Annotated in this window: 20 protein-coding genes; 6 read left to right on the top strand and 14 right to left on the bottom strand. The window is 66.4% G+C overall.

Going from position 1 to position 18,928, the window contains the following annotated elements:
- Positions 1 to 40 precede the first annotated feature (40 nt).
- The 4 genes from ppnN to grxD all read right to left on the bottom strand — a co-directional run bounded on the left by ppnN (position 41) and on the right by grxD (position 6,256).
- Positions 41 to 1,429, bottom strand: a complete 1,389-nt coding sequence (ppnN, locus tag D5301_RS22480; protein WP_005408855.1) for a nucleotide 5'-monophosphate nucleosidase PpnN — start codon at positions 1,427 to 1,429, stop codon at positions 41 to 43.
- 252 nt (positions 1,430 to 1,681) lie between these two features.
- The gene (locus D5301_RS22475) at positions 1,682 to 4,930 is read right to left on the bottom strand and encodes a TonB-dependent receptor (RefSeq protein WP_153856942.1); all 3,249 of its coding nucleotides are present in this window, start codon (positions 4,928 to 4,930) and stop codon (positions 1,682 to 1,684) included.
- A gap of 232 nt (positions 4,931 to 5,162) precedes the next feature.
- Entirely contained in the window at positions 5,163 to 5,939 is a 777-nt protein-coding gene (locus tag D5301_RS22470; RefSeq protein ID WP_153856941.1) for an SDR family NAD(P)-dependent oxidoreductase, read from the bottom strand.
- Complete coding sequence (gene grxD / locus D5301_RS22465; RefSeq protein ID WP_005408852.1) at positions 5,936 to 6,256, bottom strand: Grx4 family monothiol glutaredoxin; 321 nt, start codon at positions 6,254 to 6,256, stop codon at positions 5,936 to 5,938. Before grxD ends, D5301_RS22470 begins: the two co-directional genes overlap by 4 nt.
- A gap of 120 nt (positions 6,257 to 6,376) precedes the next feature.
- Here grxD and D5301_RS22460 point away from each other — a divergent pair, with 120 nt between their 5' ends.
- Positions 6,377 to 6,955: a superoxide dismutase gene (locus D5301_RS22460; protein WP_153856940.1), complete on the top strand. Its 579-nt coding sequence runs from the start codon at positions 6,377 to 6,379 to the stop codon at positions 6,953 to 6,955.
- A gap of 111 nt (positions 6,956 to 7,066) precedes the next feature.
- Here D5301_RS22460 and D5301_RS22455 read toward each other — a convergent pair whose 3' ends face one another.
- The 3 genes from D5301_RS22455 to purE all read right to left on the bottom strand — a co-directional run bounded on the left by D5301_RS22455 (position 7,067) and on the right by purE (position 9,181).
- A complete protein-coding gene (locus D5301_RS22455; protein ID WP_019659022.1) occupies positions 7,067 to 7,408 on the bottom strand; it encodes a carboxymuconolactone decarboxylase family protein in 342 nt (113 codons plus the stop codon).
- Positions 7,409 to 7,532: 124 nt separating this feature from the next.
- Positions 7,533 to 8,681, bottom strand: coding sequence for a 5-(carboxyamino)imidazole ribonucleotide synthase (locus D5301_RS22450; protein WP_153856939.1), 1,149 nt, complete (start codon positions 8,679 to 8,681; stop codon positions 7,533 to 7,535).
- On the bottom strand, positions 8,678 to 9,181 hold the full coding sequence (gene purE / locus D5301_RS22445; RefSeq protein ID WP_005412808.1) for a 5-(carboxyamino)imidazole ribonucleotide mutase: 504 nt from the start codon (positions 9,179 to 9,181) through the stop codon (positions 8,678 to 8,680). Before purE ends, D5301_RS22450 begins: the two co-directional genes overlap by 4 nt.
- A gap of 58 nt (positions 9,182 to 9,239) precedes the next feature.
- Here purE and D5301_RS22440 point away from each other — a divergent pair, with 58 nt between their 5' ends.
- From D5301_RS22440 to D5301_RS22425, 4 genes are all read left to right on the top strand, one after another.
- Positions 9,240 to 9,509 carry a Trm112 family protein gene (locus D5301_RS22440; protein WP_005408847.1) on the top strand — a complete coding sequence of 90 codons (270 nt, stop codon included), beginning with the start codon at positions 9,240 to 9,242 and terminating at the stop codon, positions 9,507 to 9,509.
- Positions 9,506 to 10,357 carry a carboxylating nicotinate-nucleotide diphosphorylase gene (gene nadC, locus D5301_RS22435; protein WP_153856938.1) on the top strand — a complete coding sequence of 284 codons (852 nt, stop codon included), beginning with the start codon at positions 9,506 to 9,508 and terminating at the stop codon, positions 10,355 to 10,357. Before D5301_RS22440 ends, nadC begins: the two co-directional genes overlap by 4 nt.
- A 161-nt stretch (positions 10,358 to 10,518) precedes the next feature.
- On the top strand, positions 10,519 to 11,520 hold the full coding sequence (locus D5301_RS22430) for a DUF2272 domain-containing protein (RefSeq protein ID WP_110711775.1): 1,002 nt from the start codon (positions 10,519 to 10,521) through the stop codon (positions 11,518 to 11,520).
- Between the two features lie 67 nt (positions 11,521 to 11,587).
- The gene (locus D5301_RS22425; RefSeq protein WP_005415950.1) at positions 11,588 to 11,938 is read left to right on the top strand and encodes a DUF3301 domain-containing protein; all 351 of its coding nucleotides are present in this window, start codon (positions 11,588 to 11,590) and stop codon (positions 11,936 to 11,938) included.
- 86 nt (positions 11,939 to 12,024) lie between these two features.
- Here D5301_RS22425 and D5301_RS22420 read toward each other — a convergent pair whose 3' ends face one another.
- The 7 genes from D5301_RS22420 to D5301_RS22390 form a co-directional block, all read right to left on the bottom strand.
- Positions 12,025 to 12,477, bottom strand: a complete 453-nt coding sequence (locus D5301_RS22420; RefSeq protein ID WP_049399914.1) for a ClpXP protease specificity-enhancing factor — start codon at positions 12,475 to 12,477, stop codon at positions 12,025 to 12,027.
- 84 nt (positions 12,478 to 12,561) lie between these two features.
- The gene (locus D5301_RS22415; protein WP_005408842.1) at positions 12,562 to 13,197 is read right to left on the bottom strand and encodes a glutathione S-transferase N-terminal domain-containing protein; all 636 of its coding nucleotides are present in this window, start codon (positions 13,195 to 13,197) and stop codon (positions 12,562 to 12,564) included.
- A 134-nt stretch (positions 13,198 to 13,331) separates the two neighbouring features.
- A complete protein-coding gene (locus tag D5301_RS22410; RefSeq protein WP_049423258.1) occupies positions 13,332 to 14,081 on the bottom strand; it encodes a cytochrome c1 in 750 nt (249 codons plus the stop codon).
- The gene (locus D5301_RS22405) at positions 14,074 to 15,333 is read right to left on the bottom strand and encodes a cytochrome bc complex cytochrome b subunit (RefSeq protein WP_110711774.1); all 1,260 of its coding nucleotides are present in this window, start codon (positions 15,331 to 15,333) and stop codon (positions 14,074 to 14,076) included. Before D5301_RS22405 ends, D5301_RS22410 begins: the two co-directional genes overlap by 8 nt.
- Entirely contained in the window at positions 15,333 to 15,953 is a 621-nt protein-coding gene (gene petA / locus D5301_RS22400) for a ubiquinol-cytochrome c reductase iron-sulfur subunit (RefSeq protein ID WP_049423262.1), read from the bottom strand. Before petA ends, D5301_RS22405 begins: the two co-directional genes overlap by 1 nt.
- Positions 15,954 to 16,139: 186 nt before the next feature.
- On the bottom strand, positions 16,140 to 17,048 hold the full coding sequence (locus D5301_RS22395) for a lytic transglycosylase domain-containing protein (protein ID WP_153856937.1): 909 nt from the start codon (positions 17,046 to 17,048) through the stop codon (positions 16,140 to 16,142).
- A 46-nt stretch (positions 17,049 to 17,094) separates the two neighbouring features.
- Positions 17,095 to 18,063, bottom strand: coding sequence for a WYL domain-containing protein (locus D5301_RS22390; RefSeq protein WP_153856936.1), 969 nt, complete (start codon positions 18,061 to 18,063; stop codon positions 17,095 to 17,097).
- Positions 18,064 to 18,143: 80 nt separating this feature from the next.
- Here D5301_RS22390 and D5301_RS22385 point away from each other — a divergent pair, with 80 nt between their 5' ends.
- A complete protein-coding gene (locus D5301_RS22385) occupies positions 18,144 to 18,764 on the top strand; it encodes a glutathione S-transferase (RefSeq protein ID WP_153856935.1) in 621 nt (206 codons plus the stop codon).
- Positions 18,765 to 18,928: the final 164 nt, after the last annotated feature.

The following is an 18,928-nucleotide window of genomic DNA, read 5'->3' as shown; positions in this document are numbered from 1 at the left end:
CTGCCCGCCCCGGCGCGATCCCCATCGCGCCGGCGCAGGCTCAGGCCAGCACCTGGTAGCAGGGCTGGTATTCGCCGGAGATCTTCATCCGGCGCTGCTCGACGAAGGCGCGCAGCAATGCGTCCAGGGCCTGCATCATGTCCGGGTCGCCATGGATCTGGAACGGCCCGAACTGCTCGATGCGGCGCATGCCGTCCTCCTTCACGTTGCCGGCGACGATGCCCGAGAACGCCCGGCGCAGGTCGGCCGCCAGCGCGTGCGGCGCACGCCCGTGGTGCAGGTCCAGCGCGGCCATTGCCTCGTGGGTCGGCACGAACGGCTGCTGGTACTCCCACGGAATCTCGATCGACCAGTTGAAGAAGAACGAGTCCTTCTGTGCCAGGCGATGCTCGCGCACGCGCTTGATACCGTTGGCCATCTTCTTGGCCACCGCCACCGGGTCGCCGATGATGATCTCGTAGCGCTCGGCTGCAGCATCGCCCAGGGTCAGGCGGATGAAGCGATCGATCTGCTCGAAGTACGGCGCCGCCACGGTCGGGCCGGTCAGGATCAGCGGGAACGGCAGGTCCTTGTTTTCCTCGCGCAGCAGGATGCCGAGCAGGTACAGGATTTCCTCGGCGGTGCCGACGCCACCGGCGAACACGATGATGCCGTGGCCGATGCGGACGAAGGCCTCAAGGCGCTTCTCGATGTCCGGCATGATCACCAGGTGGTTGACGATCGGGTTCGGCGACTCGGCGGCGATGATGCCCGGCTCGGTCAGGCCGATGTAGCGCGTCACGGTGCGGCGCTGCTTGGCATGGGCGATGGTGGCCCCCTTCATCGGGCCCTTCATCGCACCCGGGCCGCAGCCGGTGCAGATGTCGAGGCCGCGCAGGCCCAGCTCATAACCCACCTGCTTGGTGTACAGGTACTCGTCGCGCGAGATCGAGTGGCCGCCCCAGCACACCACCAGGTTCGGGTCGCCCGGGTTGAGGATGCGCGCATTGCGCAGCAGGCCGAACACCGCGTTGGTGATGCCCTCGGACGACTCCAGCTCGGCCGCGTAGGCCGGGCCCATCTCGATGGCCATGTAGGCCAGGTCACGCACCACGGCGAACAGCAGTTCGGCGACGCCGCGGATGATCTCGCCATCGACGAAGGCCATCGCCGGTGCATTGACCAGGTCGATGCGCACGCCGCGATCCTGCTGCGCCACCTGGATGTCGAAATCGGGATACAGATCGCGCGCCGCGCGCGGATCGTCAGAGGCGCTTCCGCTGGTCAGCACGGCCAGCGCGCAGCGGCGCAGCAGCTCGTGCATACCGCCGGCAGACGCATCGCGCAGGCGGGCCACTTCGGCCCGCGACAGCACATCCAGCCCACCGCGCGGGTAGATCCGCGCATCCTGCACCGGCAGTGCACGGGCTGATTTTTCGTTCGTGGTCATGTCCAATTTTTCGCTTCCTTCAAGGTTTCCGACTGTACTGCCGCCCCCTTAAAAAGCAAAACGGCCGGGAAGCCCGACCGTTGGATGTGTGCTTCCCGCGTTCGCCTTTCCGGGACCGCATCGGCGGCGTTGGCACCGCGCACATTTCCGGATGCTACGCCGATGCCAGATGACCTGCAAGGACTTTCGCATGAACGGAAAACGGCCGGGTTTCCCCGGCCGTTTTCACTTACTGCTTCAGGCTCTGATGGATCAGAACTTGTACTTCACGGTCAGCTGCATCGACCAGCGCGACACGGCGGTGTTGCCCTTGTCGTTGTTGTTTTCCTGGACCGAGGAATCATCCGCACCGGTGAACGAGTACACGTACTTGCCGGTGGCCGGATCGATACCTGCGAAGTTGCCCACGCGACGGGTGGCGTAGAAGCCGTAGTCGTCGATCAGGCCCCACTTCTTGTTGAGCAGGTTGCCGACGTTCATGATGTCCAGCGCGATTTCACCCTTGTGGGTCTTCGCGAAGCCCGGGAACTCCTGGCTGATGCGGACATCGAAGCTGTTGACCCACTTGGCGCGGTGCTGGTTGGCCGGCACGGTGCTGCCACGGTAAGCATCGAGTTCCGGATTCTGCGCCAGCCAGTCGAAGAACTTCTTCTCCATGTCTGCGCCGCCAACAAACAGCACGTCGCCCGGGCCCTTCGGCACGTAGAACAGGTCGTTGCCGATCGCGCTGTCGCCGTTGGCATCGTTGTAGAACACGTAGCTGTACGGACGGCCCGAACGGCCTTCATAGAACAGGCCGACGCGGGTGGCGTTGTCACCGAAGAAGTTGTGCTTCCACTCCAGGGTACCGGTGATACGGTCCTTGATCGCATAGCGCGAGTTGTACGCGATGTTCTCGTTGGCGTTCAGGATCTGGGTGTTGTTCCAGTTCGAGGTGTTCTGCGAGCTGGTCAGCGGGCTCACTTCCTTCGACTGGGTGTAGGTGTAACCCAGCGACCAGCCCCAGTTCTCGGTCAGCGGCTTCGCCAGCGAGAAGGTCGCCTGGCTGCCGCGGCCCTTGTTGGTGTTGCGCAGGAGCAGCACGTCGCCGATGTTGTTCGGGCGGTAGTTGCGGTTCAGCACGCCATTGGTGCCGTTCTCCATGCCCAGGTTGTCACCGGTGCGGCTGTCGATCTTGCTGTTGGCCTGGTTCAGGCCCTTGTCGTTCCAGTAGATCTCACGACCGTCCTGTGCGGACACGTAGGTCGGGCCATTGCCCTTGCCATTGGTCAGGTCCAGACGCTCGAAGTACAGGCCATCCTTGACCTTGGTGAACAGCAGTTCGGCCGACGCCACGATGCCGTACCACGGCAGTTCGTGATCGAAGGCCAGGTTGGCCTTCCACACCGACGGCAGGCGGGTGCCCGGGTTGATGATGTCGACGTTCTGGCGCGCGATGATCTTCGACGGATCCGGGATAAACGGATTGTCGGCATCAGCACTGAAGCCACCCGGGTTGCCACTGACGTTGTACTCGACGTAGTTCAGGCCGGTGTTCTGATAGGCACCTGCCAGCCACACGTTCGGTGCAGCACCGCCGAACAGGCCCACGCCACCGCGCAGCTGGGTCGGGCGGTCGCTGTCGAAGGTGTAGTTGAAGCCAACGCGCGGCTGGATCAGGCTCTTGTCCACCAGCTTGGTGTTGTTGTAGCCATACAGTGACTGGATGTCGGCGTTGTACTTGGTCTGACTGGTGAAGTCCGGGATGTCCACGCGGACGCCGAACATCAGGCTCAGGTTGTAGTTGATCGCCCAGGTATCCTGGATGAACAGGCCAGTATTCTTCAGATGGAACTTGGCCGGAATGTCATCCAGGCTGCCGCCCGCGCGCGGAACGCGCAGCTGGTAGCCGTTCGCGGTACCCTTCAGGAACGAGGCCAGGTCACGGAAGTCATACGCGCCGTACAGGTTACGGCCGTAGAAGTTCATCAGGTCGTTGTCGGTGTAATCGAAACCGAACTTGACGGTGTGGTCACCGACGTACCAGGTACCGGCACCGAAGGCGCTCAGTTCCTTCGACTCGACCAGATTGGTGTGGGTGTTCTGCTCGGTACCCAGGTACAGCGAATTGTTGCCGAAGCGGACCCGCATCTGCGGCAGGTGCGAGGCGGCGACGCGGTTGGACGAGTAGTCCTTGTGCGAGACCTTGAACTCGGTCGAGAAGTTCTCGGACCAATCGCTGAACAGCTCACCCATCCAGGTTTCGTACTGGGTCGGCTGGGTGTACCAGAAGTCACTCAGCGAGAGTGCGCTGCTGCTGACCTGCGGGAAGCGGACGACGTCCTGCTTCATCTTGTTGTAGCGCAGGGCCGCACGGTGGTTCTCGTTGATGTTCCAGTCCAACTTGACCGCGTACTCTTCGATCTCGGTCTTGTTGTTCAGGTCACTGACGCCGCCCACCGGGTGGCCCAGTTCCGCCATGCGCTTCTGCACAGCCGAGATGTCAGCGTCGCTGATGCCGCCCTTCGCCGGATCCTTGTTATAAGGGCTGTCGCTCAGGCTGACGCCGCCACCACTACGCTCGTACTTTTCATAGTTGGTGAAGAAGAACAGCTTGTCCTTGACGATCGGGCCGCCGAAGGTCATGCCGTAGGTCTTCTCGTCCTTGAAGCCGTTGAAGTCCGACTTGTCACCTTCCAGGCGCGAGCGGACCATGTCCTTGTCGCGGTACGAACCGTACACGGTGCCGTGGAACTCATTGGTACCCGACTTGGTCACGGCGTTGATCACCGCGCCGGTACCACCCGAGATGGTGGTGTCGTAGTTGGCCAGGTCGATGTTGATTTCCTGGATGGCGTCCATCGACACCGGCTGACGCTCGGTCGGCAGGTTGTTGGAGCCCAGGCCAAACGGATCGGAGGCGCTGATGCCGTCGATGCGGATGGCGTTGTAACGGGTGTTCTGGCCACCGGCCGAGATCGCGCCGTCAGCCTTGCTGACCTGCGAGATGCGCGGGTCCAGGCGGATGTAGTCCTGGATGTTGCGGTTGGCCGACGGCAACGCATCCATCGTTTCACGGGTCACGTTGCTGCCGGTACCCATCTTGGTGGCGCTGAACAGGTCCAGGCCACCCGCGGTGGCAACGACGTTCACCGCGTCCAGATTGGTCGCAGCCAGATCACCGCCCAGGTTGGCGTTGACGGTATTGACCTGGTTCAGGTTCAGGAAGACACCCTCTTCGGTCTTGGTGCCTTCACCGGACTTGGTGATGGTGATGGTGTACGGACCACCCACGCGCAGGCCGCGCGCGTTGTATCGACCCGACGCATCGGTGGTGGCACGCGAAACAGTGCCCGACTCGGTGTGGGTGATGGTGACTTCAGCGCCGGCGACCGGCTGGCCTGCGGCGGACATCACCTGGCCGCCGACACCGGCAGAGGTGCTCTGGGCGAAGGCGGGAGCGGCGGCGAGTGCGGCCACGAGACCAAGGGTAAGCTTGGACATCCGGAGTGGGTGGGTCATTTTTCGGTAGCCTCGATGCGAGTTGGCGATGGCGGAAAAAAAGCGCATCCAAACAGCCCTGCGGGTGGCTGGTCGGAGAGTTATCTGGGGTTCCCTACCGCTTGGCTGAAGGCAGCCATAACGGTTAACACTAGATTAACACGCTACGCCATCAATGTGACGGTTGTGCGACAAACGGCACCCGATCGCAACGCAATCGTGACGGGTTCTTCACTCCGCCTTTCCCTAGCACTCACTCGGCCGGGGACGCCCCGCTGGCATCGAGAATCTGGCCGCGCCAGGTGGCGCCAGCACCGGACAACAGGGTCACGGCCGCAGCTGCGGCGGCCTCCGGGCCTTGGGCGGCCGGGTCCTGGTCGACGGAATAGGCACGGGCGCGCAGCGCCGTGCGCAGCGGGCCGGGGTACAGGCCACTGACCCGTACCGGGCTGCGGCCAAGTTCGTCGTGCAGGCTGGTGATCAGGCCGCGCAGTCCATGCTGGGCCACGCCATACCCCCCCCAATAGGCCTGTCCGACCCGCTCGGGCGCATCCACTGCAAACACCATCGCCGCATCCTCGCGCTGCCGCAGCAGCGGCAGGCAGGCCTGGGCCAGCCAGGCCGGCGCGGTCAGGGTGACGTGCACCGCGCGGGCGAAACTGGCCGGATCGGCCAGTTCAAACGGAGTCAGGCCCGGGAAATGGGCGGCACAGACCAGCAGGCCGTCCAGCCGCCCGAGCTCGCGCTGCAGGGCCTGGGCCAGTTCGGCGTAGTCATCCGGGCCAGCGCCTTCCAGATCCAGCGGATACAGCAGCGGCTCCGGGCCAACGGCCTGGACCTGGGCGTAGACACGGTCCAGGCGGCGCGGCTTGCGGCCCAGCAGGACCACGGTGGCACCGGCCGCTGCGGCCGCAACGGCCGCCGCACTACCCAAGCCACCGCCGGCGCCGGCAACCAGCACCACGCGATCCTGCAACGGGCGGCCATCGAGCGCCCCGTCGGTCGGTGACGTCGATGGCCAGGCACTCATCCCTGGGTCGCCTCTTCGACGATGCGCTTGAGCTCGCCGGCTTCGAACAGCTCCAGCACGATGTCGCAGCCGCCGATCAACTCACCGTTGATGAACAGCTGCGGGAAGGTCGGGAGGTTGGAAAAGCGCGGCAGGTTGGCGCGGATCTCGGGCTCTTCCAGCACGTTGACGGTGCGCAGGGTGACCGCGCCGGCCGCCATCAACGCCTGTACGGCGCGGCTGGAGAAGCCGCACATCGGGTATTGCGGGGTGCCCTTCATGAACAGCACGAGCGGGTAACGATCGACCTCGGCCTGGATTTGCTGCATTACCGCCACAACCACACTCCTTGCTTCGCCGGACAAACCGACCGTGATGGTCGGCTAGACTGCCCACGGTAGCCGCCATTGTAAGCGGATGGAACCGGCTGCCGCCGCCCCCTGGCCACGAACCTGTCCATGCCTGTCGAATTGCCTGCCCTGCCCTACCTCTCCGGCTCCCTGCAGCCGCACCTATCCGCACAGACCGTGGAACTGCACCACGGCCGCCACCATCGCGCCTATGTGGATGCGGTCAATGCCGGCATCCTCGGCACCGAGTGGGAGGAAGCGTCGCTGGAGGAGATCGTCCGCCACGCCCGGGGCACGCTGTTCGATGCCGCTGCACAGGCCTGGAATCACAGCTTCTACTGGCAGTGCCTGCGCCCGCGCGGCGGCGGTGAGCCGCAGGGGCGGCTGGGCGAGCTGGTCAAGCGCCAGTTCGGCGACGTGCAGCGCCTGCGCGAGGAATTCAACCGCACCGCACTGGGCTTGTTCGGCTCGGGCTGGGTGTGGCTGGTGCAGCATCCGGGCGGGCAACTGGGCCTGCAGGCCACCCGCAACGCCGGCACGCCATTGACCGGCGAAAGCACCCCGCTGCTGTGCTGCGACGTATGGGAGCACGCTTACTACACCGACTACCAGAATGATCGCGCGCGCTATCTGGACGCGTTCTGGCAGATGGTCAACTGGGAATTCGCCGAGAGCCAGCTGCGCTGAGGGGGCTCGGCCACGGGGTAGTGCCGGCCGCTGGCCGGCATCCCCATCGGTGTACAGAGATGGCTAATCTGCCGGCCAGCGGCCGGCACTACCGGGAAACAGAACAGAGCTTCACGCGTTCTCGTGCGCGGCCACCGCGTCCATGACCCGTGCCGAATACACCAGCGCCGCGCCGGCATTGAGCGACACCGCCACACCGAGCGCCTCGGCGATTTCCTCGCGGCTGGCGCCATGCTTCAGCGCCGCGTCCACGTGCACGGTGATGCAGCCGTCACAGCGGGTGGTCACCGCCACCGCCAGCGCGATCAGCTCGCGGGTCTTGGCATCAAGATGGTTGGTCTGCGCGCCCGCATTGGCCAGCGTGGCATAGCCCTTGACCGTATCCGGCGAGAGCTTGCCGATCTCGCCGATGCGGCCCTTCAGTTCCTTGCGGTAGGCATTCCAGTCGAGCATGGTCGTGACTCCTGTGAAAGGAGCTCCACGCTACCACCGGGAATGTTGCGCCGATGGCTGCACCGGTGCGCCACACCGTTGCAGCCATACAGGGGGTGCCGGCAGCACGCCGGCACGCCCGCGATCAGCGGTTGCGCAGCGCGTGCACTGCCGGCGCCACCTGGACCTGGCGGTCCAGTTCCAGGCCCACCTGGTCCAGCGCGTCGGCCAGTGCTGCGGCATCGTCATCGCGCAATGTGGCATGCCCCACCTTGCGACCTTCGCGCGGCTCCTTGCCATAGTCATGCCAATGCCCGCTGGCCTGGGCCAGCACCGGCGCCGGGTCGGGCATCGCGCCCAGCCAGTTCAGCATGCAGGCATGGCCGAGCATGCGGGTGCTGCCCAGCGGCAGGCCCAGCACGGCACGCAGGTGGTTCTCGAACTGCGAGGTCTCGCTGCCTTCGATGGTCCAGTGGCCGGAGTTGTGCACGCGCGGCGCCATCTCGTTGGCCAACAGCTCGCCATCGCGGCAGAACAGCTCCAGCGCGAACACACCGACATACTGCAGGTGCTCCGCAATGCGGCGGGCATAGCCGATCGCGGCCTCGTGCTCGGCGGCCGACAACTCGGCCGGGGCCACGCTGGCCGACAGCACGCCGTCGACGTGCCAGTTGCCGGTGACCGGCCAGGCCTCGAAGCTGCCATCGCGGCCACGCACGGCAACCACGCTGACCTCCCGCTGGAAGGCCACGAAGCCTTCCAGGATCAGACCAGTACGCTCGACCTGCGCACCCAGCGCATCCCATGCGGCATCGATGTCGGCTTCGCTGCGCAGGCGGAACTGACCCTTGCCGTCGTAGCCGAGGCGGCGGGTCTTGAGGATGCACGGCAGGCCGAATTCGGCGGCCTTCGCGGCCAGCTCCTCACGGCTGCGGATGTCGGCAAAGGCCGGCAGCGGAATGCCCAGCTGCTGGAACAGGGTCTTCTCGCTCAGCCGGTCCTGGGCCACGGCCAGTGCGGCCGGCGGCGGATAGACCGGCACGCGGTCGGCCAGGAACTGCGCGCTGTCGGCAGGCACATTCTCGAAATCGAACGTGACCACGTCGACCTTGGCGGCAAAGTCCGCCAGCGCCTGGCGGTCATCGAAGGCACCGACGGTGAGCGGCGCCAGCGGGCCGCTGCAGGCGTCGGCCGCCGGGTCGTACAGTTCGAAGCGCAGTCCCAGCGGTGCACCGGCCAGTACCATCATGCGGGCGAGCTGGCCGCCGCCCAGGATGCCGACGGTCAGGCTCATTGGCGCGGATCGTCGTGGGCCATCACGTCTTCGGTCTGGCGTGCGCGGAACGCGTCGAGCGCCTGGCCGATCGCCGGCTGGTCACTGGCCAGCATCGCGGCGGCAAACAGCGCGGCGTTGGAAGCGCCGGCATTGCCAATGGCAAAGGTGGCGACCGGGATGCCGGCAGGCATCTGCACGATCGACAGCAGCGAATCCATGCCGTTCAGGGCCTTGGACTGCACCGGCACGCCCAGCACCGGCACGGCGGTCTTGGCGGCGATCATGCCCGGCAGGTGCGCGGCCCCGCCGGCACCGGCGATGATCGCGCGCAGGCCACGCGGGCCTGCCTGCTCGGCGTAACTGAACAACACATCCGGCGTCCGATGCGCGGACACTACCTTCACTTCGAACGGAACACCCAGGGCTTCAAGCTTCTGGGCGGCGTGCTGCATGGTTTCCCAGTCGGAACGGGAACCCATGACGATGCCGACAAGCGGCGCGATCGGGTTGGGGGTCATTGGCCGTCACCTGCCTTAAAGACGTATTCTAGCCGTCTTCCACGCAAGACGAAGAACCATGGATCGCAAGCTGCTCGACCTGCTGGTGTCGCCGGACACCCGCCAGCCCCTGTCCCTGCTGGATGGCAAGGGCCTGGAAGCCCTTAACAAGGCCATTTCCGCCGGCGCGGTGAACAAGGCTGATGGCAACCCGCTGGCGCAGCCGCTGCGCGAAGCGCTGGTCACCCGCGACCGCAAGCAGGTGTTCCGCGTCGACGATGGCATCCCGGTGCTGCTGGCCGAGGAAGCCATCCCCACCGCTCAGATCGCAGACTTCCCGGCCGCATGAGCACGCTGCCGACGCCGGATGCGGCCGTTGTCGCCGCCGATGTCGCGCGTGCGCTGGCCGAGGACCTGGGCAGCGGTGACGTCACCGCCGCCCTGCTGCCCGACCAGGCCGACAGCGCCTACCTGCTGTGCAAGCAGGACGGGGTGATCGCCGGCCGCCCCTGGTTCGACGCCACCCATCGCGCGCTCGACCCGGACGTGCGCATCGACTGGCAGGTATCCGAAGGCGACGCGGTCACCGCAGGCACCGTGCTGGCCCTGCTGCACGGTCGCAGCCGCAGCCTGGTCAGCGCCGAACGCACCTCGCTGAACTTCCTGCAGACGCTGTCCGGCACCGCCACCACCACCGCGCGCTATGTGGCGGCCGTGGCCGGCACCGGCACGCGCATCCTCGACACCCGCAAGACCCTGCCCGGCCTGCGCCTGGCGCAGAAGTACGCGGTGCGCTGCGGCGGTGGCGAGAACCATCGCTTCGGCCTGTACGACACGGTGATGCTGAAGGAAAACCACATCCGTGCTGCCGGTTCGCTGGCCGCCGCGGTGGCAGGCGCGCGCCGGCAGTGGCCCGCGCTGCCGCTGGTGGTCGAGGTCGAGGATCTGGCGCAGCTGCGCCAGGCGCTGGAGGCGGGTTGCGAACGCATCCTGCTGGATGACTTCAGCCCCGACCTGCGCCGCGAGGCGGTGCGCATCACGGCGGGCCGCATTCCACTGGAAGTGTCCGGCAGCGTGGGCCTGGGCGGCCTGCGTTCGATCGCCGAGGACGGCGTGGACTGCATCTCCATCGGCGGCCTGACCAAGCATGTGCAGGCCATCGATCTGTCGCTGAAGCTGGGCCCGCCGCCGCGCTGAGGCGCGCGGGACCTCGGGGCTGGGGTCAGATCCCTTTTCCTCCGGAAAAGGGATCTGACCCCAATCTCAAGCATGGCTCGGCTCTACAGGATCCGTTCGCCTTCACGGCTCGGCCACGCCGTCCTCTGCGACGCTGCCGGCATCCCCCACAGGAGCCGCGCATGCGCCGGATGCTCTTGCCTGCCTGCCTGCTGCTCGCGGCAGCCCCCCTGTCCGCCGCAGCCGCTGAAGCCTGCGATGTGCCGCCCCGCTTCGGCCTGAGTCCCTTGGCGGTGGCCATCCGCAATACCGCCTGCAACGAGCACCGGTTGTGGTTCCGCCCCTTCATCGATCGCGATGGCCGCGCCGCCAGTCTCAGCGTCACCGAAGCCGAAAGCGATCACTTGGCCGACAACGGGCTGATCGCCTGGCAGCGCGTGGCCGGCTACTGGCGCAACAGCGGCACGCTCAACGCGATGGGCAGCATCGCCGGCGCCAGCAGTTGCCTGGCACCGCTGGGCACGCGCTATACCGACAGCGACTGCCGCGCCTTCCTGATCGACAACCCGTGGTCGGCCGCGTTCATTTCCTGGGTGATGGTGCAGTCCGGCGTTCCCGGCTTCAACACGTCGCCACGCCACATCGACTACATCCGTGCCGCGTACCAGGGCGGCCCCTCGGGCGTGCCATACCGGCTGGTCGACCCCGCCACGGCCAAACCCGCGCCCGGCGACCTGCTGTGCTTCCTGCGCGACCGCAGCACCACGCTCAGCTACAGCGGGCTGGTGCAGGCACTGGGCAATGGCTCGGTGGGCCACTGGAAATCACATTGCGAAGTGGTGGTAGCGGCCAATCTTGGCGGCGACCAGACCCTGTACCTGGTCGGCGGCAACGTGATGAACACCGTGGCGATGCGGCTGCTGCCGCTGGACCGCACCGGGCTGATCAAGCTGCCACCCGCGCGCGAACGCAACAGCACCGGCATCGACCCCAGCTGCACGCCGGGCCGCGAGGACGAATGCAGCTTCAACCGCCAGGACTGGGCGGCGCTGCTGCAGTTGACCGCAACGGCCCCCTTGGTGATGCCCTCGCCCACTGCGACGCCGATGCAGCCCGCCCCGGCACCGCAACCGGTCATCGTGCCCGCGCAGCCGGTATCCAGCGAACCGCAGCCGCGGCGGTGAATCCAGCGCTTGATCCAGCGCACGTTCGCCGCCATCTTTGCCGGATCGACACCTGACGGCTGACGCCATGCCCACCCTGCTGCTGTTGCTGATTGCCGGCGGAATCATCTACTTCTTCTGGAACGCCGCACGTTCGGCCGCCGAGCGCGCGGTCGAGCTGGGCCGCAATGCCTGCCGCGCCGCCGATGTGCAGTGGCTGGACCAGGCCGTGCACGCCACTGGCCTGCGGCTGTCGCGTGGCGAGGATGGACGGCTCGGTTTCGAGCGCACGTTCAAGTTCGAGTATTCCTACGATGGCATCGATCGCCACGTGGGCCGCATGGTGCTGCGCGGCGACCAGCTGATCTCGTTCACCGGCCCCGGCGCGGCACGGATCAGCCAGATCCGGCCGGATGTGGAGGATGCCGAGGATGTGTAGGGTTCAAGGGTGTGCCAACCAACGGTCGGCACCTGCCGCCAAACGGGCAAGGAAAAACGCCGCCCATCGGGGCGGCGTCGGAAGGATTACTTGACCACGCGCAGGTTCGGGCGGCCCTTCGGCGGCGGACTGGCCGGCGGCGTATCGTCCGGCGGCGTGCCTTCGTCATGCAGCAGCTCATCGCTGGTCGGCGCGGTTTCGCTGCCCGGAATGTCGTCCGGCAACGCCATGCCCTGCCCTGTCTCGCGGGCATAGACGGCCAGCACGGCGCTGATCGGCACCTGCACCGGGTAGCTGGTACCGGAGAAGCGCGCCGAGAAGCTCACCATCTCGTTGTCGATCATCAACCGTACGACAGCACGTTCGGCGATGTTGAGCACAACCCGGCCATCCTTGACCGCCGAAGGCGGGACCTGCACGCCGGGGACGCCGGCGTCGACCAGGATGTGCGGGGTCAGCTGGTTGTCGTTGATCCATTCCACCAGCGCCCGCAGCAGGTACGGGCGGTGGCTGGTCATGTGGAAGAAGTCTTCGGTCATGCGTGAAGTGTACGCGCCCGGCGCCCCGCCGGGGCGGATCGCCTGCACGCCGGTCGGCGTGCAGACGGGTAATGCGGGGCCGGATCAGACCGGCAGATCGCGCAGTTTCTTTTCCTGGTCGGTCAGGCTGCGGACGAAACCGGGATGGCGGAAGATGCGGTTGCCGTAGTCCTCGATCGCCTTGCCGTCCTTCGGCAGCGGCACGTCCAGCGACTGCAGGCGCCAGATGATCGGCGCCATCGCGCAGTCGGCCAGGCTCATTTCCGGGTTGAGGAAGAACTTGCTGGCCTTGAACAGCGGCAGCGAGGCGGTCAGCAGCTCCTTCAAGCGCTTGCGGCCGGCCTCGGCCTGGGTCTTGTTGCCCAGCTGGATGGCCTGCACCTGCGGTACCCAGTCGTGCTCGATGCGCAGCATGGCCAGGCGGATCCGTGCACGCGACAGCGGATCGACCGGCATCAGTGGCGGATGCGGATAGCGCTCGTCCAGGTATTCGCTGACCACCGACGCCGCGTACAGCACCAGCTCGCGCTCGACCAGGGTCGGCACCGAGTGGTACGGATTGAGATCGATCAGGTCTTCAGGCGGGTTCTGCGGATCGACCGGAACGAAGTCGAACGTGACCCCTTTCGCCGCCAGCACCAGACGTACACGGTGGCACAGCACATCGTCGTTCGAGGAAAACAGCGTCAGTGTATTGCGCATGCGTACGCTCGCCGCCATCAAAGGCTCTCCCACGACAGGAGACCGCCTGCCGCATCGGCGCCGCCGGCACCGTGCCAGCGGTCGACTCCTCCCCGAGTGTGCAACCGACCATCACAAAAGCCAATAGGCCCATGCGATGGTCGGCGGCAGAATCAGTGAACGTCCTTCCAGTATTCCTTCTTCAGCAGGTACAGCAGGAAGGTCAACAGGGCCAGGAACAGGATCACCCACACGCCCAGCTGCTGGCGCTTGAGCGCGGCCGGTTCGCCGGCGTATTCGAGGAAGTTGGTGATGTCCCGCACGGCCTGGTCGTACTGGCCGGCATCCACCGAACCGGGCGTTTCGATGCGCAGGCCAGTCACCGGCGGGTCCATGCCGGGGGCCTCGGGCTTGCCATGCACGGCATGCTGCAGGCCCTGCATTTCCCACAGCGGGTTGGGCATGGAGGCGTTCGCGAACAACGCGTTGTTCCAGCCCAGCGGCCGGCTGGTATCAAGGTAGAACGACTTGAGATAGGTGTAGACCCAGTCACTGCCACGCACGCGCGAAATCAGGCTGAGGTCCGGCGGCATCTTGCCGAACCACTTCTCGGCGTTCTCCTTGGGCATCGCCACCGGGATCGGGTCGCCGATCGCCGAGCCGGTGAAGTTGAGGTTGTTCATCACCTCTTCTTCGGTCAGCCCCAGGTCCTGCGCCATCCGCGAATAGCGCAGGTACTTCAGCGCATGGCAGCCGGAGCAGTAGTTCATGTACAGCTGTGCGCCGCGCTGCAGCGAGGCGCGGTCACCGAGGTCGTTGCCTGCCTGCAGCAGCTTGGCGCCGCCCTCGGCGGCGGAGGCCAGGAAACTGCCCAGCATCAAGGTGGCCGCCAGGGCCAGTCGGACCATCCAGCGCTCAGTCATGCGTGGTCACCCTCTCCGGTACCGGCTTGGTCTTGTCCAACCTTGTCCATAGCGGCATGGTGATGAAGAACGCGAAGTACAGGAAGGTCAGCACCCGCCCGATGTAGGTCTCGTGCACGTCGGTACCCGGGCCGGAGCCGATCACGCCCAGCCAGACGAAGCACACCGCCAGTACACCCAGCATCACCTTCGAGATCCAGCCGCGGTAACGCACCGACTTCACCCGCGCCTTGTCCAGCCATGGCACCAGGAACAGGATCGCGATGGCCGAGAACATCACCAGCACGCCGCCCAGCTTGTTCGGTACCACGCGCAACATCGCGTAGTACGGCGTGTAGTACCAGACCGGCTTGATGTGCTCCGGGGTCACCAGGCGGTTGGCCTCGGTGAAGTTGTCGTGCTCCAGGAACAGGCCGCCGAAACCGGGCGCGAAGAAGATGATGAAGGCGGCGATGATCAGCAGGAAGCCGGCACCGACGCCATCCTTGAGCGTGTAGTACGGGTGGAACGGAATGCCGTCGGCCGGCGCGTTCGGCGACCAGCGGTTGCCCTTCGGCCCCTTCTTGATCTCCACGCCGTCCGGGTTGTTAGACCCCACTTCGTGCAGCGCGCCCAGGTGCAGCACCACCAGCAGCAACAGCACCAGCGGCAAAGCGATGACATGCAGCGCGAAGAAGCGGTTGAGCGTGGCGTCACTGGGCAGGTAGTCGCCCATGATCCACTCGGTCAGGCCGTTGCCGATCACCGGTATCGCGCCGAACAGCGAGATGATGACCTTGGCGCCCCAGAACGACATCTGGCCCCATGGCAGCACGTAGCCCATGAAGGCTTCGGCCATCAGCACCAGGTAGATCAGCATGCCGAGGATCCACACCAGCTCGCGCGGCTTCTGGTAACTGCCGTACAGCAGGCCGCGGAACATGTGCAGGTAGACCACGATGAAGAACAGCGAGGCGCCCGTCGAATGCATGTAGCGGATCAGCCAGCCCCACTCCACATCACGCATGATGTATTCGATGGAGCCGAACGCCTCGGCGGCGTTGGTCTTGTAGTGCATCGTCAGGAAGATGCCGGTGACGATCTGGTTGACCAGCACCAGCAGCGCCAGCGAACCGAAGTAGTACCAGATGTTGAAGTTCTTCGGCGCGTAATACTCGGTGACGTGCTTGCGGTAGACCGGCATCAGGCCCGGCGCGCGGGCATTGACCCAGTCGGCGACGCCGCTGGCGGTACGGCTGAGGATATTGGCCATCAGGCAGCCCCCTGCGGATCAACACCGATGATGATGGTGTTGTCGTCCTGGTAGTGGTGCGCGGGCACCTTCAGGTTGATCGGCGCCGGCACGTCCTTGAAGACGCGGCCGGACATGTCGAAACGCGACTTGTGGCACGGGCAGAAGTAACCGCCCTTCCACTGCGGATCGTAGGGCTCGGGCCGGATCTCGGCGACCATTTCCGGCGAGCAGCCCAGGTGCGTGCACAGCCCGACCAGCACGGAGATCTCCGGCTTGATCGAGCGCAGCTCGGGGTTCTGCTTCAGCACGTACTCCGGCTGCTGGTCCTTCTCGCCGGACTCTGGGTCCTTGAGACGGCCGTCCAGCCCGTGCAGCGCATCGAGGATCGCCTTGGACCGTTTGACGATCCAGATCGGCTGGCCACGCCATTCCACGATCAGGCGTTGGCCTTCCTGCAGGGCGCTGATGTCGGCCACCACCGGTGCGCCGGCAAGCTTGGCGCGGGCACTGGGATTCCAGGATTTGATGAAAGGAACTGCGGTGAATCCGACGCCGACGGCGCCCACCACGGCTGTGGTGGCAGAAAGAAAACGCCGACGTCCGGTGTTGACTGGATCGTGTACCCCATCGTTGGCCATCCGGCACTCCGATATTGATTAGGTAGCTTTAAGGCTGCCAGCGGATCCGGTGGGGGCCAGAGCCGCATTGAATCACGGTCGAGTGTAGCTGAACCGTCGCGCGCCACACAACGCATTGCAACAACATTGATTGCGGGGTTGCCGGCCAGCGGCCGGTCGGTACCGGCCATTGCCCAGCGGCCGGCACTACTGGTGCGTCAATGCGGTGCGGTAACGCTCCGCCAGCTGCCCGACCCGGCGCACGTAGTACTGCGTCTCGCTGTAGGGCGGCACGCCGCCGTGGCGATCGACCGCACCTTCGCCGGCGTTGTAGCCCGCCGCCGCCAGGGTCAGGTCGCCATTGAAGCGTTTCAGCAGCCATGCAAGATACTGCACGCCGCCACGGATGTTCTGCCCGGCGTCGTAGGAGTCACTGACCCCGAAGCGGGCAGCGGTTGGCGGCATCAGCTGCATCAGGCCCTGCGCACCCGCGCGGCTGAGCGCGGTCGGGTTGTAGGCCGACTCGGCATGGATGATCGCGCGCACCACGGCCTCTTCCACGCCGAACTCGCGCGCGGCCGAGCTGATCTCGCCCTGGAAAGCCGTGGTGTTCAGGCGCACCGTGCCGAAGTCCACGCGCGGATTGACGCCACAGGCGTAGCAACGCTCCATGAAACTGTAGCGGATGGTCCGTACCGGACCGAGGTTGGCCACCTGGGTCGGGCGCGCACTGGTGTAGTGGCGCACGCCGTCCTTCATGAAGGAATAGACCTGACCGCTGACCATGCGACCGGCGCGCGACGCGACCGGCTGCGCGGGTACGGACGCAGGTGCGACCGTTGCCGGCGCTGCGGCACCGGCGGCAACGGCCACCGGATTGCGTTCGATGCTGGCCACCGTGGTCGGCGCCGGCCTGGGCGCGGTCACTACCGGGCGCGGGGCCGGACGGGTGTCACGGCTGTAGCTGATGGTGCTGCAGCGCGCACCGGCCACCCGCTTGCTCACATAACTGGTGACGCCGTCAGGGCCCTGGCACTTGTACAGGGTTCCGGCGCTGGCCGGCGCAGCGGCCAGCGCAGCGATGATGATCGCCGTTGTCCCCAGTATCCCCTTCATGGCGGCGAGTGTCCCAGCTTCGCCGGAACTTGCCAAGCGATGCGGCTCAGGCTGTGACCGGCGGCACAGCCAGCAGCTGACCCAACCCTGCCAGGCGTTGGGCCAGTTCGTCACGCAGGCCGGGCGGCGTGGTCCACAGCGCCACCGGCAGCCGGTCCAGGCTCAGGATCTGCGCCAGCATCATCCCGCGGCTTTCGGCCCCCATCCGCAGCAGGCAATGGTCCGCGCCATCGGCTTCCAGCACGCCGCACCAGGGCGGGATGCGTCCTTCCAGCTCCGCGTAGCTGCCGGCCAGGCGGAGGATCGCCTGCAGCGCGAACGGGGCCTGGCTGACCGCCTGCCGCACCATCACGTCCGGTGGCGCCGGGGTGCGCCGGTGCATGCCCGGCTCGGCACATTCCCGCACCGTTCCCATCCGGTCCACGCGCAGGGTACGCCAGCCCTGCCGGCCCAGATCCCAGGCCAGCAGGTACCAGCGCCGGCCGTAGTTGACCAGGTGCTGGGCCTCGACCTCGCGCTGGGTGACCGCGTCCTGCGCGCTGCGGTACTCGAAAGCCAAGCGCGAAGCCTGCCGGCAATGCTGGGCCAGCCGTCCGAGCAGGCGCGCATCGGTGGCCGGCAGCTCGGACAGGGTGGCGGTAGCGGCGTGCACCTCGCCGGCCTGCTGGCGGCGACGGGTCGGCACCAGCGGGTCGAGCTTGGACAGCAGGCCCCGCGCGGTGTCGTCGATGCCGGCGACGGTCGCCGAGGCCGCGCGCAGGGCAATGGCCAGGGTGGTCGCCTCCTCCTCGTCAAGCAGCATCGGCAGCACCGGTGCGCCGGCGCCGAGCTGGTAGCCACCGCCGACCCCGGCCGAGGCCTGCACGGGGTAACCCAGCTCACGCAGCCGCTCGATGTCGCGGCGGATGCTGCGCCGGTCCACGCCCATGCGGTCGGCCAGTTCGGCCCCTGACCACTGCCGACGGGCCTGCAGCAGGGCAATCAGACGCAGCAGTCGATGGGCGGTATGGCGCATGAAGGATCGAGGACAGAAGTCGTCCGCAATAGTGCCCCAGGATGAGCTCCAGTTCACCACCCACCGCAAGGAGCAATGCCATGACCTCACGCCAGATCACCCTGTACCACGCCGCCCGTTCGCGCTCGAGCGGCGCCGTGGCCCTGCTCGAAGCGCTGGGTGCCGACTACCGCATGCAGGTGCTGGACCTGAAGGCCGGCGCCAACCTGGCCCCGGCCTACCTGGCCATCAACCCGATGGGCAAGGTGCCGGCCATCGTCCACAACGGCGCACTGGTGACCGAGCAGGTGGCGATTTACCTGTACCTGGCCGACCTGTACCCGGAAGCCGGGCTGGCCCCGCCGATCGGCGACGCCCTGCGCGGCCCCTACCTGCGCTGGATGGCCTTCTACGGCGCCTGTTTCGAGCCGGCGATGATCGACAAGGCGATGCATCGCGAGCCGCCGCCGCGCCTGATGTCGCCCTACAACGACGCGGAGACCGTGCTGCAGGTGGTCGAGGCCCAGCTGGCGCAGGGGCCGTACCTGCTCGGCAAGACGATGAGCGCCGCCGACGTGCTGTGGGGCAATGCGCTGTTCTGGACCAGTGATTTCGGCCTGCTGCAGCTGGCCCCGGCCACCAAGGACTACGTCGCCCGGATCTGCGCGATGACCGCGTTCGAGCGTTCACGGCAGATCGATGCGGAGCTGGTAGCGGCGTAAGCAGCGCCCCCTTGTAGAGCCGAGCCCACGCTCGGCTTGGGTTTCAGCAGAGCCAGGCCATGCCTGGCTGCCACGCAGGTGATGGAGGAGCAGCCGAGCGTGGGCCCGGCTCTACGCAGGCGCGGCGGGTGGCGCGGGATGCGGGTAGAATTGCCCGCTTTCCC

The organism is Stenotrophomonas sp. MH181796 (genome assembly GCF_009659995.1).
In the GTDB taxonomy this organism is placed as follows: domain Bacteria; phylum Pseudomonadota; class Gammaproteobacteria; order Xanthomonadales; family Xanthomonadaceae; genus Stenotrophomonas; species Stenotrophomonas riyadhensis.
The sequence above is the reverse complement of the archived record's forward strand: the minus strand, read 5'-3'. Positions and strand labels throughout refer to the sequence as shown.

Excerpts from the sequence above, each read along its gene's own strand:
- D5301_RS22395 (WP_153856937.1), bottom strand. The coding sequence starts at position 17,048 with ATGAAGGGGATACTGGGGACAACGGCGATCATCATCGCTGCGCTGGCC.
- D5301_RS22470 (WP_153856941.1), bottom strand. The coding sequence starts at position 5,939 with ATGAGTGCCTGGCCATCGACGTCACCGACCGACGGGGCGCTCGATGGC.
- petA (WP_049423262.1), bottom strand. The coding sequence starts at position 15,953 with ATGGCCAACGATGGGGTACACGATCCAGTCAACACCGGACGTCGGCGT.
- D5301_RS22390 (WP_153856936.1), bottom strand. The coding sequence starts at position 18,063 with ATGCGCCATACCGCCCATCGACTGCTGCGTCTGATTGCCCTGCTGCAG.
- D5301_RS22460 (WP_153856940.1), top strand. The coding sequence starts at position 6,377 with ATGCCTGTCGAATTGCCTGCCCTGCCCTACCTCTCCGGCTCCCTGCAG.
- D5301_RS22405 (WP_110711774.1), bottom strand. The coding sequence starts at position 15,333 with ATGGCCAATATCCTCAGCCGTACCGCCAGCGGCGTCGCCGACTGGGTC.
- D5301_RS22450 (WP_153856939.1), bottom strand. The coding sequence starts at position 8,681 with ATGAGCCTGACCGTCGGCATCCTGGGCGGCGGCCAGCTCGCCCGCATG.
- D5301_RS22440 (WP_005408847.1), top strand. The coding sequence starts at position 9,240 with ATGGATCGCAAGCTGCTCGACCTGCTGGTGTCGCCGGACACCCGCCAG.
- D5301_RS22415 (WP_005408842.1), bottom strand. The coding sequence starts at position 13,197 with ATGGCGGCGAGCGTACGCATGCGCAATACACTGACGCTGTTTTCCTCG.
- purE (WP_005412808.1), bottom strand. The coding sequence starts at position 9,181 with ATGACCCCCAACCCGATCGCGCCGCTTGTCGGCATCGTCATGGGTTCC.
- nadC (WP_153856938.1), top strand. The coding sequence starts at position 9,506 with ATGAGCACGCTGCCGACGCCGGATGCGGCCGTTGTCGCCGCCGATGTC.
- D5301_RS22410 (WP_049423258.1), bottom strand. The coding sequence starts at position 14,081 with ATGACTGAGCGCTGGATGGTCCGACTGGCCCTGGCGGCCACCTTGATG.
- D5301_RS22385 (WP_153856935.1), top strand. The coding sequence starts at position 18,144 with ATGACCTCACGCCAGATCACCCTGTACCACGCCGCCCGTTCGCGCTCG.
- D5301_RS22455 (WP_019659022.1), bottom strand. The coding sequence starts at position 7,408 with ATGCTCGACTGGAATGCCTACCGCAAGGAACTGAAGGGCCGCATCGGC.
- D5301_RS22420 (WP_049399914.1), bottom strand. The coding sequence starts at position 12,477 with ATGACCGAAGACTTCTTCCACATGACCAGCCACCGCCCGTACCTGCTG.
- ppnN (WP_005408855.1), bottom strand. The coding sequence starts at position 1,429 with ATGACCACGAACGAAAAATCAGCCCGTGCACTGCCGGTGCAGGATGCG.
- D5301_RS22475 (WP_153856942.1), bottom strand. The coding sequence starts at position 4,930 with ATGACCCACCCACTCCGGATGTCCAAGCTTACCCTTGGTCTCGTGGCC.
- D5301_RS22430 (WP_110711775.1), top strand. The coding sequence starts at position 10,519 with ATGCGCCGGATGCTCTTGCCTGCCTGCCTGCTGCTCGCGGCAGCCCCC.
- D5301_RS22425 (WP_005415950.1), top strand. The coding sequence starts at position 11,588 with ATGCCCACCCTGCTGCTGTTGCTGATTGCCGGCGGAATCATCTACTTC.